General features: G+C 72.7%; 19 protein-coding genes. 12 read left to right on the top strand and 7 right to left on the bottom strand.

Annotated features, from left to right (window positions below):
• Window position 1: 1 nt before the first annotated feature.
• Complete coding sequence (locus IE244_RS16145; protein WP_031162187.1) at window positions 2–313, bottom strand: dsRBD fold-containing protein; 312 nt, start codon at window positions 311–313, stop codon at window positions 2–4.
• Between the two features lie 154 nt (window positions 314–467).
• Here IE244_RS16145 and IE244_RS16140 point away from each other — a divergent pair, with 154 nt between their 5' ends.
• Window positions 468–842, top strand: coding sequence for a YchJ family protein (locus tag IE244_RS16140; RefSeq protein ID WP_191874223.1), 375 nt, complete (start codon window positions 468–470; stop codon window positions 840–842).
• Between the two features lie 14 nt (window positions 843–856).
• On the opposite strand, the gene IE244_RS16135 is transcribed toward IE244_RS16140, so the two are convergent.
• Window positions 857–1558 (bottom strand): FadR/GntR family transcriptional regulator, encoded by a 702-nt coding sequence (locus IE244_RS16135; protein WP_191874222.1) that lies wholly within the window; start codon window positions 1556–1558, stop codon window positions 857–859.
• A gap of 141 nt (window positions 1559–1699) precedes the next feature.
• Here IE244_RS16135 and IE244_RS16130 point away from each other — a divergent pair, with 141 nt between their 5' ends.
• Genes IE244_RS16130 through IE244_RS16115 form a run of 4 tightly spaced genes read left to right on the top strand, consistent with a single transcriptional unit; the run spans window position 1700 to window position 5472 of the window.
• Window positions 1700–2218 (top strand): gluconokinase, encoded by a 519-nt coding sequence (locus IE244_RS16130; RefSeq protein ID WP_191874221.1) that lies wholly within the window; start codon window positions 1700–1702, stop codon window positions 2216–2218.
• Between the two features lie 38 nt (window positions 2219–2256).
• Window positions 2257–3654 carry a GntP family permease gene (locus IE244_RS16125; RefSeq protein WP_191874220.1) on the top strand — a complete coding sequence of 466 codons (1398 nt, stop codon included), beginning with the start codon at window positions 2257–2259 and terminating at the stop codon, window positions 3652–3654.
• 10 nt (window positions 3655–3664) lie between these two features.
• Window positions 3665–4423 carry an SDR family oxidoreductase gene (locus IE244_RS16120; RefSeq protein WP_191874219.1) on the top strand — a complete coding sequence of 253 codons (759 nt, stop codon included), beginning with the start codon at window positions 3665–3667 and terminating at the stop codon, window positions 4421–4423.
• A 14-nt stretch (window positions 4424–4437) separates the two neighbouring features.
• Window positions 4438–5472 (top strand): L-idonate 5-dehydrogenase, encoded by a 1035-nt coding sequence (locus tag IE244_RS16115; RefSeq protein ID WP_191874218.1) that lies wholly within the window; start codon window positions 4438–4440, stop codon window positions 5470–5472.
• Here IE244_RS16115 and IE244_RS16110 read toward each other — a convergent pair.
• The 3 genes from IE244_RS16110 to IE244_RS16100 form a co-directional block, all read right to left on the bottom strand.
• A complete protein-coding gene (locus IE244_RS16110) occupies window positions 5469–6095 on the bottom strand; it encodes a cytochrome b/b6 domain-containing protein (RefSeq protein WP_191874217.1) in 627 nt (208 codons plus the stop codon). The two genes, IE244_RS16115 and IE244_RS16110, sit on opposite strands and share 4 nt — an antisense overlap.
• Window positions 6079–6807, bottom strand: coding sequence for a molybdopterin-dependent oxidoreductase (locus IE244_RS16105; protein ID WP_191874216.1), 729 nt, complete (start codon window positions 6805–6807; stop codon window positions 6079–6081). Before IE244_RS16105 ends, IE244_RS16110 begins: the two co-directional genes overlap by 17 nt.
• A gap of 118 nt (window positions 6808–6925) precedes the next feature.
• Window positions 6926–7903, bottom strand: a complete 978-nt coding sequence (locus IE244_RS16100; protein WP_191874215.1) for a hypothetical protein — start codon at window positions 7901–7903, stop codon at window positions 6926–6928.
• A gap of 329 nt (window positions 7904–8232) precedes the next feature.
• Between IE244_RS16100 and IE244_RS16095 the strand changes: the two genes are divergently transcribed.
• The 4 genes from IE244_RS16095 to IE244_RS16080 are packed head-to-tail and all read left to right on the top strand — an operon-like array spanning window position 8233 to window position 10409.
• Window positions 8233–9129, top strand: a complete 897-nt coding sequence (locus IE244_RS16095) for a DMT family transporter (protein ID WP_191874214.1) — start codon at window positions 8233–8235, stop codon at window positions 9127–9129.
• Between the two features lie 27 nt (window positions 9130–9156).
• On the top strand, window positions 9157–9672 hold the full coding sequence (locus tag IE244_RS16090; protein WP_031162213.1) for an NUDIX domain-containing protein: 516 nt from the start codon (window positions 9157–9159) through the stop codon (window positions 9670–9672).
• A gap of 21 nt (window positions 9673–9693) precedes the next feature.
• On the top strand, window positions 9694–10086 hold the full coding sequence (locus IE244_RS16085; protein ID WP_191874213.1) for a YidH family protein: 393 nt from the start codon (window positions 9694–9696) through the stop codon (window positions 10084–10086).
• Window positions 10074–10409 carry a DUF202 domain-containing protein gene (locus IE244_RS16080; protein WP_191874212.1) on the top strand — a complete coding sequence of 112 codons (336 nt, stop codon included), beginning with the start codon at window positions 10074–10076 and terminating at the stop codon, window positions 10407–10409. The genes IE244_RS16085 and IE244_RS16080 overlap by 13 nt, the downstream gene beginning before the upstream one ends.
• 4 nt (window positions 10410–10413) lie before the next feature.
• On the opposite strand, the gene IE244_RS16075 is transcribed toward IE244_RS16080, so the two are convergent.
• Entirely contained in the window at window positions 10414–11376 is a 963-nt protein-coding gene (locus tag IE244_RS16075) for an NADP-dependent oxidoreductase (protein ID WP_191874211.1), read from the bottom strand.
• Between the two features lie 145 nt (window positions 11377–11521).
• On the opposite strand from IE244_RS16075, the gene IE244_RS16070 reads away from it, so the two are divergent.
• From IE244_RS16070 to IE244_RS16060, 3 genes are all read left to right on the top strand, one after another.
• A complete protein-coding gene (locus IE244_RS16070) occupies window positions 11522–11821 on the top strand; it encodes a hypothetical protein (protein WP_191874210.1) in 300 nt (99 codons plus the stop codon).
• Window positions 11822–11991: 170 nt separating this feature from the next.
• Window positions 11992–13014, top strand: a complete 1023-nt coding sequence (locus IE244_RS16065; protein ID WP_191874209.1) for a phosphotransferase family protein — start codon at window positions 11992–11994, stop codon at window positions 13012–13014.
• A gap of 6 nt (window positions 13015–13020) precedes the next feature.
• Window positions 13021–14235 (top strand): acyl-CoA dehydrogenase family protein, encoded by a 1215-nt coding sequence (locus tag IE244_RS16060; protein WP_191874208.1) that lies wholly within the window; start codon window positions 13021–13023, stop codon window positions 14233–14235.
• Between the two features lie 55 nt (window positions 14236–14290).
• Here the strand turns inward: IE244_RS16060 and IE244_RS16055 are convergent, their stop codons facing one another.
• A complete protein-coding gene (locus IE244_RS16055) occupies window positions 14291–14884 on the bottom strand; it encodes a TetR/AcrR family transcriptional regulator (protein ID WP_191874207.1) in 594 nt (197 codons plus the stop codon).
• Window positions 14885–14904 lie beyond the last annotated feature (20 nt).

Here is a 14904-nt window from a genome sequence, read left to right as displayed (position 1 = left end):
GTCATTCCCGGGCCAGCCACAGGGGCGTGGCGTCCTCGATGTCGTCGGCTCCCACCGCCTTGATGTCCCCGTCGGCGGCCCGCAGCAGCCGGCGGCCCATCGCGATGAGCGCCCGTCCGGCCGCGAGTTCGTCGCCGATCTCCGGTACGTCCGGGTCGTAGGGGTTGCGGCGGGCCTCGGCGTGGCTCTCCAGGACGTTCTCGCCGGTGTCCAGGATGATCCGGGCGGTGGTGTCCGGGTCGTGCTCGGAGAGGTACAGGTTCAGCCGCCATTCCTTGACGGCGGGGGGACGGCTGCGCACGGGTCGGGTCATGGTCCGCCTCCTGCTCCGTGGTGCACCACGACGGGCGGTCGGTCGTCTGCGGTCCGTCGTGGCCGCTCGCGCCCACGCGGCGGAGCCGCACACCGATACGGCCCCGCGCCCCCGCGGGACGCTGCTCTCCCACTGTACGGGCAGAATGTCGGCCATGACCTCGCGTGCCTGCCCCTGCGGACTCCCCCAGCCCTACGACGCCTGCTGCGGCCGCTTCCATGCGGGGGCCGCCGCCGCGCCGACCGCCGAGCTGCTGATGCGCTCCCGGTACAGCGCGTTCGTGACCGGGAACGCGGGGTATCTGCTGCGCACCTGGCATCCGCGGACCCGGCCCGAGCAGCTGGACCTCGACCCCCGGATGTCGTGGACGGGCCTGGAGATCCTGGAGGCAGCCGACGGTTCCGCCTTCCACACCACGGGCACGGTGACCTTCCGCGCGTCCTACCGGGGCGGTGCGCTGCACGAGCGGAGCCGGTTCGAGCGGGTGGACGGGGCGTGGGTGTACGTGGACGGGGACTTCCTGGACTGACCGGCACCGGCCGGCTAGGGCGCCAGGATGTCCAGTTCCTGCAGGGCGCCCACGGTGATCTCCCTGGTCAGCTGTTCGGCGCGGGTCGCGTCGCCGGCGCGGACCGCTTCCGCCACCTGCACGTGCAGGGTGACCGCCGCCGGGTCGGGGTCCTCGAACATGACCTCGTGATGGGTGCGGCCGGCCAGCACCTCGGCGACGACGTCGCCGAGCCGGGCGAACATCTCGTTGCCCGATGCGGCGAGGACGACCCGGTGGAAGGCGACGTCGTGGACCAGGTACTCCTGCAGGCGGTGGCCGCGTGAGGTGGCCACCATGCCGAGCGCGCACTCGGTGAGTTCGGCGCACTGCTGTGCCGTGGCGTGCTTGGCGGCGAGGCCGGCCGCGACCGGTTCCACGGCCGAGCGCAGCACGGTCAGCGAGCGGAGCTGGTGCGGGCGGTCGGCGCCGGCCAGCCGCCAGCGGATGACCTGGGGGTCGTAGACGTTCCACTCGGCCTTCGGGCGGACGGTCACGCCCACCCTGCGTCGGGACTCGACCAGGTGCATGGACTCCAGCACGCGGACCGCCTCGCGCATCACGGAGCGTGACACCTCGAAGTGCTGAGCGAGTTCGTCCGTGCGCAGAACGCTGCCCGGCGGGTACTCGCCCGCAGTGATCGCGGGGCCGAGGGTGTCCAGTACATGGCCGTGCAGCCCCCGGCCCGGTGTGGTCATGCACTCAGCGTACGGCGTGGATCACAGAGACAAAAAGTCAGACTTATAAGTCACAGAGTCTTGAATTCGTCGTACCTAATGGGTTTCAGTGTGGCGACGCCGTCGTGGCGTCGGATGTCGAGGAAGACAGCGAGGCAGTACATGCGAACCCCCCAGGTCGTCGTCGTGATGGGCGTCGCGGGGACGGGCAAGACCACGATCGGTCCCCTGCTCGCCGCGCGGCTGGGCGTCCCGTACGCCGAGGGCGACGACTTCCACCCGCAGGCCAACATCGACAAGATGTCGGCCGGGATCCCGCTCGAGGACACCGACCGCTGGCCCTGGCTGGACGCCATCGGCCACTGGGCGCACGAGCGGGCCGGACTGGGCGGGGTGGTCAGCAGCTCGGCGCTGAAGCGGTCGTACCGCGACCGGCTCAGGGCCGCCGCTCCCGGGGTGGTGTTCGTGCACCTCACGGGCGACCGGGAGCTGATCGAGGGCCGGATGAAGCAGCGTCAGGGGCACTTCATGCCGACGGCGCTGCTGGACTCCCAGTTCGCCACGCTGCAGCCCCTGGAGCCGGACGAGGCGGGCGTCGCCGTGGATGTCGACGGCAGCCCGCAGGAGATCACCGAGCGTTCCGTACGGGCCCTGGACGCGCTTCCCGTCGCATCCGAGTAACACCTCACCCCCGTCCCCGTCACCGCAAGGGATCCCCCGTGACCAGACTCAGCGTCGAGATGCTGGCAGCGGACGCACCTCCGCCGATCACCTCCGCCGGACACGCCCAGCTGGGCATCGCCGTCCTGGTGGGCATCGCCGTGATCGTCCTGCTCATCACCAAGTTCAAGCTCCATGCCTTCCTGGCCCTGACCATCGGTTCCCTGGTGCTCGGGGCGGTCGCCGGAGCACCGCTCGACAAGGCCATCACCAGCTTCACCACCGGGCTCGGCGCCACCGTCGCCGGCGTGGGCGTCCTGATCGCGCTCGGGGCGATCCTGGGCAAGCTGCTCGCCGACTCCGGTGGCGCCGACCAGATCGTCGACACGATCCTCGCCAAGGCCGGGGGCCGTGCGATGCCCTGGGCGATGGTCCTGATCGCCTCCGTGATCGGTCTGCCGCTGTTCTTCGAGGTCGGCATCGTGCTGCTGATCCCGGTCGTGCTGATGGTCGCCAAGCGCGGCAACTACTCCCTGATGCGCATCGGCATCCCGGCCCTGGCCGGTCTGTCCGTGATGCACGGCCTGATCCCGCCGCACCCCGGCCCGCTGGTCGCGATCGACGCCGTCAAGGCCAACCTGGGCGTGACCCTGGCGCTCGGCATCCTGGTCGCCGTCCCGACGGTGATCATCGCCGGTCCGCTGTTCTCCAGGGTCGCGGCCCGCTGGGTGGACGTCCCCGCCCCCGACCGCATGCTGCCGCAGCGCGCCTCGGACGAGCTGGAGCGCCGCCCCGGCTTCGGCGCGACCCTGGCGACCGTGCTGCTGCCGGTGGTGCTCATGCTGGCCAAGGCGCTGGTGGACATCGTCGTCGACGACCCGGCGCACCCCACCCAGCGCGTCTTCGACGTCGTCGGCTCCCCGCTGATCGCGCTGCTCGCCGCCGTGATCGTCGGCTTCTTCACGCTGGGCCGGCCCGCCGGGTTCGGCAGGGACCGGCTGCAGCAGACCGTCGAGAAGGGGCTGATGCCCATCGCCGGCATCCTGCTGATCGTCGGCGCGGGCGGCGGCTTCAAGCAGACGCTGATCGACTCCGGCGTGGGCCAGATGATCCTGGACGTCTCCAAGGACTGGTCGATACCGGCGCTGCTGCTGGCCTGGCTGATCGCGGTGGCGATCCGGCTGGCGACGGGCTCGGCGACGGTGGCGACGGTCTCGGCGGCCGGCCTGGTCGCACCGCTCGCGGCCGACATGTCGACCACCCACACCGCCCTGCTGGTCCTCGCGATCGGCGCCGGCTCGCTCTTCTTCAGCCATGTCAACGACGCCGGTTTCTGGCTGGTGAAGGAGTACTTCGGGCTGAGTGTCGGGCAGACGGTCAAGACCTGGTCGGTCATGGAGACGATCATCTCGGTGGTCGCCGGCGGCCTGGTCCTGCTCCTCTCACTGATCATCTAGGGGCAGGGGCATGAGTCACCCGCTCTTCGACGTCAGCGGCCGCACGGCCCTGGTCACCGGCGCCGGCCGGGGCATCGGCCACGCGCTGGCCCGGGGCCTGGCCGAGGCGGGCTGCACGGTGGTCCTCAACGGGCGCGACGCCGGCCGGCTGGCCCGGGCCGCGGCGGACCTGCCCGGTGTCACGCACACGGCGGTGTTCGACGTGACCGACGGCGCCTCGGTGTCCGCCGGGATCGCGGACGTCGAGGAGCGGGTGGGCCCGCTCGACATCCTCGTGAACAACGCGGGCATGCAACTGCGTGCCCCTCTCCTGGAGTTCACGGACTCCGACTGGCACCGCGTCCTGGACACCAACCTCACCGGCGCGTTCCTGGTCGGCCGGGAGGCGGCCCGCCGGATGACCGCGCGCGGCCACGGCAAGATCGTCAACATCTGCTCGCTGCAGAGCGAGGTCGTCCGGCCCGGCATCGCGCCGTACGCGGCGACCAAGGGCGCGCTGAAGATGCTCACCAAGGGCATGTGCGCCGACTGGGGACCGTACGGCGTCCAGGTCAACGGCCTCGGCCCCGGCTACATCGAGACCGAGCTGACCCGCCCCCTGGTGGCGGACGAGGAGTTCAGCGCCTGGGTCCGCCGGCGTACCCCGGCCGGCCGCTGGGGCCGTACCGAGGACCTGGTGGGCGGCCTGCTCTTCCTCGCCTCACCCGCCGCCGACTTCGTGAACGGGCAGATCCTGTACGTCGACGGCGGCATGACGAGCGTGCTCTGAAAGGGGCTGCGGCAATGCTGGGTTGTGTGATCCACGGGGCCGGCGATCTGCGGGTGGCGAAGCTGCCGGTGCCCCGGCCCGGGCCCGGCGAGGTCCTGGTGGCCGTCCGCTACGGCGGGATCTGCGGGTCCGACCTGCACTACTGGCGGCACGGCGGGGTCGGTGACTTCCGGCTGCGCGAGCCGATGGTGCTCGGGCACGAGGTGGTGGGCACGGTGCTGGCCCACGGCGCCGGGGCCGAGGGACCGGCGCCGGGTACGGCGGTCGCCGTGCACCCCGCCACACCGTGCGGGCGCTGCCCGGAGTGTGCCGGCGGGCGGGCGAACGTGTGCCGGGACACCCGGTATCTGGGCAGTGCGGCCCGCTTCCCGCATGTCCAGGGCGGGTTCGCGGCGCGGATCGCCGTACCGGCCGGGCAGATGAGGGCGCTGCCGGAGGGGCTCGGGCTGCGGCGGGCCGCGCTCGCCGAGCCGCTGTCGGTGGCGCTGCACTCGTTGCGGCGGGCCGGGGACGTGTCCGGCCGGCATGTGCTGGTCACCGGGGCGGGACCGATCGGGTGCCTGGTGGTCGCGGCGGCGAAGGCGGCCGGCGCGGCACGGGTGACGGCGACGGACCTGGTGCCCGAGGCGCTCGGGTACGCGGCGGTGGCCGGAGCCGACACGCTGGTACGGGCCGACGACCCGGGCGACGCCGGGTGGCCCGAGGAGGTGGACGTGGCCGTCGAGGCGTCCGGGGTCGCGGCCGGGCTCGGCACCTGTCTGCGGCTGGTGCGGCGCGGCGGTGTGGTCGTCCAGCTCGGGATGCTGCCGCCGGGGCGGAGTCCGTTCGCCGGGAATCTGCTGGTGAGCCGGGAGATCGAGCTGCGCGGGGCGTTCCGCTTCGATGTGGAGTTCGACGACGCGCTGCAACTTCTTGCCGCGCAGGGGGAGTTCGACGGTCTGATCAGTTCCGTGGTTCCCCTGCGGGACGCGGGCACGCTCGGGGCCGCGTTCGAGCTGGCCGCGGACCGGGGGCGGTCCTGCAAGGTGCTGCTGGAGTTCACGGGTTAGGGCCGCCACAGCGGGTGTTCCCGCTCGGCCCACTCCCGGCTCACCGTCCCCGTCCGCAGGCCGCGCCTCGCCTCCGGGTCGCCCAGGGCCATGCCGACATGGCCGGCCAGGACCACGCCGATGGTCAGGGCGAGCCAGTCGTGGACGAAGGTGGCCGAGGTGCGCCACATCAGGGGGGCCAGGTGGGTGAACCACATCATCAGGCCGGTGCCGAGCATGACCAGCACGGCGCCGGCGATCCACGCGGCGTAGACCTTCTGGCCGGCGTTGAACTTGCCGGCCGGGCGGGAGGAGCGGCGCTTGTCCCGGCTCAGCGCGGCCCACAGCCACACGCGGTCGTGCGGGCCGAAGCGGTTGAGGAAGCGCAGGTCGGCGCGGAAGGCGCGGGAGGCGAGGCCCAGCAGGACCGGCACCGGGAGGGCGATCCCGGCGCACTCGTGGATGCGCACGACCAGTTCGCGGCGGCCGACCATGACCGCCAGCTGGGGGATGTACAGGACGGCCGCCGTGACCACGCACACGCCCATGAGCACGGCCGTCGCGCGGTGCACCCAGCGTTCGGCCCGGCTGAAGCGGCGGATGCGGGCAGCGGGCGGGGCCGGGGCGTCAGCTCGTAGGCTCATCGGTCCGTCCGTTCGACCGGCCGACCCAGGCGTCGACGTCGTAGCCGAGGCGCTCCCAGTAGCCGGGCTCGACCCGGTCGGTGACCGTGATGCCGGAGAGCCACTTGGCCGACTTGTAGAAGTACATGGGGGCGACGTAGAGGCGGACCGGGCCGCCGTGGTCGTGGGAGATGTCCTTGTCCTGCATGCGCAGGGCGACGAGGATGTCGGGGCGGCGGGCCTGGGCCAGCGTGAGGCTCTCGGTGTAGGTGCCGTCGAAACAGGTGAAACGGATCGCCTTGGCGGTGGAGCGCACCCCCGCCATGTCCAGCAGGTGGGAGAGCCGCACGCCTTCGAAGGGGGTGCCGGGGACCCGCCAGCCGGTGACGCACTGGACGTCCTTGACGAGCCGGGTCTGCGGCAGGGCGCGCAGCTCGGCCAGCGTGTGGGTGCCCGGGCGGTCGACCAGTCCGTCGATCGTCAGCCGGTAGTCCGTGGCGTCCTTGCGCGGCACGGACGCGGCGACGGAGTAGTAGCGGAAGCCGCCGCCGTTGGGCAGCAGGCCGGTCAGTCCGGTGGGATCCTTGCCGGCGACGGCGCCGAGGAAGCCCTCCAGGCCGCTTTGCAGCGCGGGCGCGGCGACGACACCGAGCGCGCCCAGGCCGAGGGTGCCGAGGAAGACGCGGCGGCCGACGGGTGTGCCGTCCCGCTCCTCGGATCGTTCAGGGTTCACGTTGCCATTCGAGCACTCGGGGCCTTGCGGGGCCAGGGAACCGGGTCACAGGTAAGACTTCCGTCATCACTTCTCATGTGGGTCTCGCCCACCCGTACGGCTGGGCGGCCCCCGCCGTTCAACGCCCGAGCGCGCGGGCGCGGGCCGCGTGGAAGGCCGCCAGCGGGTCGCGGTGCAGACAGGACCAGGGCGCCGGGGTGGCGTGGCGGCCGATGCGCTGGAACAGGGCCGCGGCCTCGGCCGGGCGGCCGGCGCAGGACAGGGCGAAGGCGAGGTGGTTGAGGTCGACGTGGCGGCGGGGGTGTTCGTCGTGTTCCCACTCCAGCCACCAGTCGAAGCCGGCGCGCAGGATCCGGCGGGCCCGCGGGCCGGACCAGTGTCCGCGGGCCGCGGGGTCCGCGGGGGCCAGGCCTGCGGCGACGAGGACCCGGTGGCGCTCGGCGTGGGCGACGACCGGCAGGAGGGCGAGCGGGGAGTCGGCCGGGGCCTCGGCGGCGGCCAGCTCGGCGAGGTCGTACACCTCGTGGTCCTCGGCGGCCCGGCCGCCGGAGGGCCGTTCGGCCAGGCGGGCGAGGAGCAGATGGTGGGCGTGGTGGTGTTCGGGGTGGCGGTGGCGCAGCTCGGCGAAGACGCCCAGAACCTCGTGTTCGGGGCCGAGGGTGCGGGCCAGCAGGAGTGACCCCAGCCAGGGGGTGGGGTCCGCGGGGGCCACGGCGGCGGCGTCGGCGCAGGCCGCGCGGGCCCGGTCGGGCTCTTCCTTGCCGCGCAGGGCGCGCTGGACCTGGGCGAGGGCGTACAGCGTGGCGGCGTCGGCGGAGCCGGGTTCGGCGTGCAGCCAGTCGTCGGCCCAGGCCGCGGCGTACGGCTCCTGGGCGAGCACGGTGAGGCGGTGGCCGCGGCGGTCCCAGTCGTCGCCGGTGTGCAGCAGCAGGGAGCGGGCGGCGTGACGCCTGCCCTGGGCCAGCGCGGCGCGCGCGGTGTGCAGTCCGGCGTCGCCGAGGGTGCCGTCGAAGGCACCGGAGTCGTCCGGGGCGGTGTCGCCGGGCTGGTCCGTATGGGCCCGGTGGGCGCCGAGCACGGGTGGGAGAGGGGGCACCGCGGGACTTCCTGTTTCTCGGGCTGCCATCGGCCGATCACGCACAGCAAACCCTCAGCCAAGGGTCGCGTCAAGCGGAACGGGCCTGTTGCCGCGTTCAACCACCGTTGCACGCAAGGAACTTGGGGAACTCCACGCAGGTGGGCCGGGGCGCCGCGGGGGTGGCCGGCGGATCGCTGTGGCGTACGCCATGGCGCCGGGCCGCCCGGCCACCCACCATGGCGAGTCAACCGCCCGGTTCCGGGTACTTCCGGGTGCATCGAGTCCCCGGAGCGCTACAGTCGGCCACTACGCACCCGTGGTCCGGCCGGATGATCGAGGTACGCAGCGTGTCCGTTCTGGTTCTCCTTCTCGCCGTGAGTGCGGCCTGCTGTCTGGGCTTCGGATTCGTGCTCCAGCAGAACGCCGCGGAGAAGGCACCGCTGAGCGACTTCCTGTCCTTCCGTCTGCTGCTCGACCTGATGCGGGTGCCGCGCTGGCTGGGCGGGCTCGGCCTGATGGTGGCCGGCATGGTGCTCGGCGCGATCGCCCTCGGCAAGGGGGAGATCTCCCTGGTCGAACCGCTGCTCGCGACCAACCTGCTGTTCGCGCTCGCCCTCTCCCGGCACCAGACCAGACAGCCGCTGGGCCGCCAGGGCTGGGCGGGGCTGGCCCTGCTCGCCGGTGGGGTGAGCGCGTTCATCCTGGCGGGCGAGCCGCGCGGCGGCCACGCGATCGCCGATCCGCTGCGGCACTGGCTGATCATCGGCGCGATGGTGGGCGCGGCCCTGGTGCTCACGACGTACGGCAAGCGTTCCCGGCTGAGCTGGGGCCCGGTGCTGCTGGCCACCGCTGCCGGGCTGCTGTACGGCGTGCAGGACGCGCTGACCCGGGTGAGCGGCACCCGCTTCGCCGAGGGCGGCCTCACCGAGCTGTTCACCGGCTGGCAGCCGTACGGCGTGCTGGCGTGCGGGGTCACCGGGCTGGTCCTGGTCCAGAGCGCCTTCGAGACGGCCCCGCTGCGCATGTCGCTGCCCGCGCTGACGGCCGCCGAGCCGCTCGCCGGGATCCTGTGCGGCGTGGGGTTCCTCGGCGACCGGCTGCGCACCGACACCGGGGCGCTGGCCTGGGAGGCGGCCGGGCTCGCGGCGGTGGTGACGGGCATCGTGCTGCTCGGGATGCACCCGGCGATGCCGTGCGGCGCGGCGCAGACGGAGCCGTCGGCCCGGGACCTCCAGCGGCGCTGAGCAGCGGTCGCCTGCTTGGATGGGGCCATGAACCCCGCGGACGAAATCCTCGACATCGTCGACGAGAACGACCAGGTCGTCGGCCGGCACCCGCGCGGCGAGGCGTATGCGAAGGGCCTGCGCCACCGCTGCGTGTTCATCCAGGCCCAAGATGCGGCCGGCCGGCTCTTCGTGCACCGGCGCACCGCCACCAAGCTGGTCTTCCCGGCCCTGTACGACATGTTCGTCGGCGGGGTGGTCGGAGCGGGCGAGTCCTACGACGAAGCGGCCCTGCGGGAGGCCGAGGAGGAACTGGGCGTACGCGGACTGCCGCAGCCGGCCTTCCTCTTCAAGTTCCTGTACGACGACGGGGCCGGGAACAGCTGGTGGTCCGCGGTGTACGAGGTGCGCTGCGAGCTGCCCGTGAACCCCCAGGCCGAGGAGGTCCAGTGGCATGACTTCCTGCCCGGTGAGGAGGTCGAGCGGCGGCTCGGCACCTGGGAGTGGGTGCCGGACGGGCTGGCCGCGTACGAGCGGCTGAAGGCGTTCCGAAGCGGCCGGTGAGGCGCCGGTAGGGTCGGCGGCGTGAGCGACTTCGTGAGGAACGTCCGGCTGTGGTTCGCGCCTGAGCAGGTGCGCGACGAGGGTGGCACGCCCGACTACCGGTTCTCGCTGGCCAACGAGCGCACCTTCCTCGCCTGGCTGCGCACCGCGCTCGCGCTGATCGGCGGCGGGTTCGCGGTGGACCAGTTCCTGCCGGACCTGCGCTGGGCCTGGCGGGTCGGTCTCGCGCTCGCGCTGCTCGGAGCCGGTGTGCTGTGCTCGCTGCGCGCGGTGAACCACTGGGTGCGCTGCGAGCGGGCGATCCGGCGCGGCGAGGACCTGCCCGCGTCCCGGTTCCCGGCACTGCTGAGCCTGGTCGTCGCGATAGTGGCCGTGGCGATGGTCGTGGTGGTGCTGGTCGGATGGGCGGGGTGAGCCCCGCGCCGGGGCCCGTGGACCGGGACCCCGGACTGCAGCCCGAGCGCACCCGGCTGGCCTGGCGCCGTACGACGCTCTCGGCGACCGTGGCGGCCGTACTGGCCGTGAAGACCGCGCTGCACGGCCGGGCCTCGACCGCCGGGGCCGTCGGGTGCGCGGTGTGCTGTGCGCTGTGGCTGGGGTTCCTGTGGGTGGCCCACCGGCGGATCCGCACCCTGGCCTCCGGGGCGCGGCCGCCCGCGCTGGTGCCCCGGCAGGCGACGACGGCGGTGCTGTGCACGGTGGCGCTGGCGGTCTGCGCCGCCGTACTCGTCGCCTAGCCGGCTAGCCCGCCGCGCCCGCCGCGCCCTCTTCGGACTCCCGGTCCACCGTGACCACGATCTTCCCCCGGGTGCGGCCCTCCTGGTTCAGCCGGTGCGCGTCCGCCGTCCGCTCCAGCGGGAAGCTCTCCTGGACGTGCACGGAGACCACCCCCGCCTCGGCCAGCCGGACCAGCTCGGCGAGGTCCTCGGGGTCCGGGCGGACGAAGCAGTAGCGCCCGCCGTAGCCCACCACCTCCGGGTCGGCGATCGAGGCCAGCCGGCCCTCCGGGGCGAGCAGGTTCGCCGAGGTCTTCAGGGTGTCGCCGCCGACGGTGTCGAAGACCGCGTCCACGCCCTGCGGGGCGAGCCCGCGCACCCGCCCGGCTAGGCCCTCGCCGTAGGTCACCGGCTCGCCGCCGAGACCGCGCACGTACGCGTGGTTCGACTCGCTCGCCGTACCGATGACCCGGGCGCCGAGGTGGGCGGCGATCTGGACGGCGAGCGAGCCGACCCCGCCGGCCGCCGCGTGCACCAGCAGGGTCTCGCCTCGCCCGACCTCCAGCGCCCCGACGAGCACCTGGTAGGCGGTGAGGCCGGCGAGCGGGAGGCCGGCGGCCTCCTCGAAGGACAGGGTGCGCGGCTTGCGGGCCAGCGTGCGCACGGGCGCGGCGACGTACTCGGCGAAGGTGCCGCGGGACAGGAAGTCCTCGCGGCAGTAGCCGATGACCTCGTCGCCGGCGGCGAACTCCGTGACCGCGGCGCCGGGCCGGACGACGACCCCGCTGACGTCCCAGCCGGGGATCACTGGGAAGACCGCGTCGAGAACCGCGTCGAGATGGCCCTCCCGGCACTTCCAGTCGACCGGGTTGACGGCCGCCGCGCGAACCTTGACCAGCACCTGGTCCGGGCCGACCTTCGGGTCGCGCACCTCGCCGTACTCCAGCACGTCGGGGCCGCCGTAGTGGCGGTAGCTGATGGCCTTCATGCCCTAGACCCTCCGGGGTACTCGTGCGCCACGCAACCGGTATGTACCGATATGCGCCGTTCGCGCGCGTAGCCTGTCCGTCGCCACACCTCCGTACCCCGCCGCACACCCCCGTACCCCGCCATCCGTACCGAAGGTGAGCACCATGACCACCCTTCACCAGGAACACACCGCACACGGCACGCACAGCCACGGTCCGGGCTGCGGGCACAACGCCGTGGCGCACGGCGACCACCTGGACTACGCGCACGACGGGCACCTGCACCGCGAGCACGACGGCCACTGGGACGAGTGCGAGCCGGCCGGGCACACCGTCCACGAGGGCCACGAGCACGTGCACTACGACGAGTGCGGACACGCCCAGGTGCCGCACGGCGACCATGTCGACTATCTGCACGACGGACACCGGCACGCCGAGCACGAAGGTCACTGGGACGACCACTGACCGACCGCACAGCACGGGCCGGCGGCTCCCCGGGCGGCGCACCGGGGAGCCGTCGGCCTTATCGTGGCTCCGGTCACGTTTCACCTCCTCTTGGGCAGACACACTGGACGACATACCGACCGGTCGGCATCATGGGTCGGGTCCTGTTCACCCGTTCGTAGGAGTGATGTATGAGCGCCGACCACCCGCCCGGACTCGACCTGGACCGGCTGCGTGCCCTGCTGCAGCGCGAGCGCCCCGGTCTGGTGACCGGCCCCCTGACCGGCCGGCTGATCGAGGGCGGACGGTCGAACCTCACCTACGCGGTCTCCGACGGCACCTCGAAGTGGGTCGTGCGCCGGCCCCCGCTCGGCCATGTCCTGGCCACCGCGCACGACATGAAGCGCGAGCACCGTGTGATCAGCGCCCTGCACCCGACCTCCGTACCGGTGCCGCGTCCGGTGGTGCTGTGCGAGGACGAGGAGGTGCTCGGGGCGCCGTTCTACGTGATGGAGTTCGTCGACGGCACCCCCTACCGCACCGCCCAGCAGCTCGCCCCCCTGGGTGCCGAGCGCACCCGGAACGCGGTGCTGTCCCTGGTGGACACGCTGGTCGAGCTGCACGCGGTCGACCCCGCCGGGGTGGGCCTTGCGGACTTCGGCCGGCCCGAGGGCTTCCTGGACCGGCAGCTGCGCCGCTGGGGCAAGCAGCTGGACGCCTCCCGCAACCGTGAGCTGGGCGGCATCGACGAACTGCACGCGGCGCTCGGCCGGTCCCTGCCCGTCTCGCCCGCCCCGGCCGTCGTCCACGGCGACTACCGGCTCGACAACGTCCTGATCGGCGACGACGACACGATCAAGGCGATCCTCGACTGGGAGATGTCGACCCTCGGCGATCCGCTGACCGACCTGGGCCTGCTGGTGATGTACAGCCGCCCGCTCGGCATGCCCGATTCCCCCGTCTCCACGACCGCCGAGGCACCGGGGCACCCCTCCCCGCAGGAGCTGATCGAGCGCTACGCCGCACGCTCGGGCCGTGACGTCTCGGCCGTCGCCTGGTACGAGGCGTTCGCCTGGTTCAAGCTCGCCGTGATCCTGGAGGGGATCCACTACCGGTACACCCTCGGCCAGACGGTCGGACAGGGCTTCGACCGGATCGGCGACCTCGTCCCCGTCTTCATCGACCACGGACTGACCACTCTTCAGGAAGGCTGACCGGTCATGGACTTCGCGTTCGACGCCCGCACCGAGGAACTCCGCGCCAGGCTCCTGGCCTTCATGGACGAGCACGTGTACCCGGCGGAGGCGGTGGCGGAGGAGCAGCGTGCCGCGCTGGCCTCCCCGTGGGACACCCCGGCCGTGGTGGCGGAGCTGAAGGCCGAGGCCCGCAGGCAGGGCCTGTGGAACCTCTTCCTTCCCGACGCCGAGCACGGCGCCGGGCTGACGAACCTCCAGTACGCGCCGCTCGCCGAGATCACCGGCCGCTCCCCGCATCTCGCGCCCACCGCGACGAACTGCGCGGCGCCGGACACCGGGAACATGGAGGTGCTGGCGCAGTTCGGCAACGAGCAGCAGAAGAAGCAGTGGCTGGAGCCGCTGCTGGCCGGGGAGATCCGCTCGGCGTTCGCGATGACCGAGCCGGAGGTGGCCTCCTCGGACGCCACCAACATCACCACGCACATCGAGCGGGACGGCGACGAGTACGTCATCACCGGCCGCAAGTGGTACATCTCCGGCGCGATGAACCCGGAGTGCGCGATCTTCATCGTGATGGGCAAGACGGACCCGGACGGCGCCGACATCCGCCGGCAGCAGTCGATGGTCCTGGTGCCGCGCGACACGCCGGGCGTCACCATCCGGCGCGCGATGCAGGTCTTCGGCTACGAGGACCACTCCCACGGCGGCCACGCCGAGGTGGTCTTCGACCACGCGCGGGTGCCGGTCAGCAACCTGATCGGCGAGGAGGGCGGCGGCTTCGCCATCGCCCAGGCACGCCTCGGCCCCGGCCGTATCCACCACTGCATGCGGCTGATCGGCATGGCCGAGCGGGCGATCGAGCTGATGTGCCGGCGGGCGGTGTCCCGGACGGCCTTCGGCAAGGCCCTCGCCCAGCAGGGAGTGGTCCAGAACTGGATCGCCGACGCCCGGGTCACCGTCGAACAGCTGCGCCTGCTGGTGCTGAAGACGGCCTGGCTGATGGACACCGTCGGCAACAAGGGCGCCCACACGGAGATCCAGGCCATCAAGATCGCCACACCGCGCGCGGTGGTCGGCATCCTGGACCGCGCGATCCAGCTGCACGGCGCGGGTGGCGTGAGCCAGGACTTCCCGCTGGCCGAGCTGTACGCGAGCGCCCGCACCCTGATGCTCGCCGACGGCCCGGACGAGGTGCACCAGCGGTCACTGGCGCGGCGGGAGCTGAAGAAGTACCTGTAGGAGAGCGCGGGTGAGGGGCGGTCGCCCTGGGCGACCGCCCCTCACCCGGTTGCCGTCACGGCCGCAGCGCCCGCAGCAGCAGGTCGGCGAGGTGGTCGGCGACCTGCTGGGGGGTGAGGGGGCCGTCGGGGCGGTACCAGGTGGACAGGTGGTGGACGGAACCGAAGTGGTAGTCCACGACCAGGTCGGCCGGCGTCGCCGTGGAGAAGACGCCCTCCTTCTGGCCCTCCTCGATGAGCGCGCGGAACCGTTCGTGGTAGCGCCGGCGCTCGGCGCGGACCTGCTTGTTCTTCTCCGGGCTGAGATGGTGCATGGACCGGAAGAAGATCATCGCGTCGTCGAGGTTCTCGATCGTCGTGACGACCACGTCCGCCGCGGCGCCTCTGAGCCGCTGGTCCACCGGGGCGTCCATGCCGGCGAAGTGGTCGAGCCGCTCCTGCTGGACACGCAGCACGCGCGCGTACACCTCGTGCAGGAGGTCGTCCTTGGAGCCGAAGTAGTGGTACAGCGCCCCCTTGGTGACACCGGCCGCCTCCACGATCTCCTGCACCGAGGTGCGGTCGTACCCGCGCTCGGCGAAGAGCCGGGTGGCGGCGGCCAGCAGCCGCTGCGGAACGGGCGTCCCGTCCCCGTCCGTCGTCCTGGGCACTGCCGCCACCTGCCTTTCCT

The organism is Streptomyces filipinensis, assembly GCF_014649495.1.
GTDB lineage: Bacteria > Actinomycetota > Actinomycetes > Streptomycetales > Streptomycetaceae > Streptomyces > Streptomyces filipinensis.
The sequence above is the reverse complement of the archived record's forward strand: the minus strand, read 5'-3'. Positions and strand labels throughout refer to the sequence as shown.

What these genes read in the sequence shown, in the direction of transcription:
- IE244_RS16145 (WP_031162187.1), bottom strand. Translation starts at nt 313, where the DNA reads ATGACCCGACCCGTGCGCAGCCGTCCCCCCGCCGTCAAGGAATGGCGG.
- IE244_RS16140 (WP_191874223.1), top strand. Translation starts at nt 468, where the DNA reads ATGACCTCGCGTGCCTGCCCCTGCGGACTCCCCCAGCCCTACGACGCC.
- IE244_RS16135 (WP_191874222.1), bottom strand. Translation starts at nt 1,558, where the DNA reads ATGACCACACCGGGCCGGGGGCTGCACGGCCATGTACTGGACACCCTC.
- IE244_RS16130 (WP_191874221.1), top strand. Translation starts at nt 1,700, where the DNA reads ATGCGAACCCCCCAGGTCGTCGTCGTGATGGGCGTCGCGGGGACGGGC.
- IE244_RS16120 (WP_191874219.1), top strand. Translation starts at nt 3,665, where the DNA reads ATGAGTCACCCGCTCTTCGACGTCAGCGGCCGCACGGCCCTGGTCACC.
- IE244_RS16115 (WP_191874218.1), top strand. Translation starts at nt 4,438, where the DNA reads ATGCTGGGTTGTGTGATCCACGGGGCCGGCGATCTGCGGGTGGCGAAG.
- IE244_RS16110 (WP_191874217.1), bottom strand. Translation starts at nt 6,095, where the DNA reads ATGAGCCTACGAGCTGACGCCCCGGCCCCGCCCGCTGCCCGCATCCGC.
- IE244_RS16090 (WP_031162213.1), top strand. Translation starts at nt 9,157, where the DNA reads ATGAACCCCGCGGACGAAATCCTCGACATCGTCGACGAGAACGACCAG.
- IE244_RS16080 (WP_191874212.1), top strand. Translation starts at nt 10,074, where the DNA reads ATGGGCGGGGTGAGCCCCGCGCCGGGGCCCGTGGACCGGGACCCCGGA.
- IE244_RS16075 (WP_191874211.1), bottom strand. Translation starts at nt 11,376, where the DNA reads ATGAAGGCCATCAGCTACCGCCACTACGGCGGCCCCGACGTGCTGGAG.
- IE244_RS16070 (WP_191874210.1), top strand. Translation starts at nt 11,522, where the DNA reads ATGACCACCCTTCACCAGGAACACACCGCACACGGCACGCACAGCCAC.
- IE244_RS16065 (WP_191874209.1), top strand. Translation starts at nt 11,992, where the DNA reads ATGAGCGCCGACCACCCGCCCGGACTCGACCTGGACCGGCTGCGTGCC.
- IE244_RS16060 (WP_191874208.1), top strand. Translation starts at nt 13,021, where the DNA reads ATGGACTTCGCGTTCGACGCCCGCACCGAGGAACTCCGCGCCAGGCTC.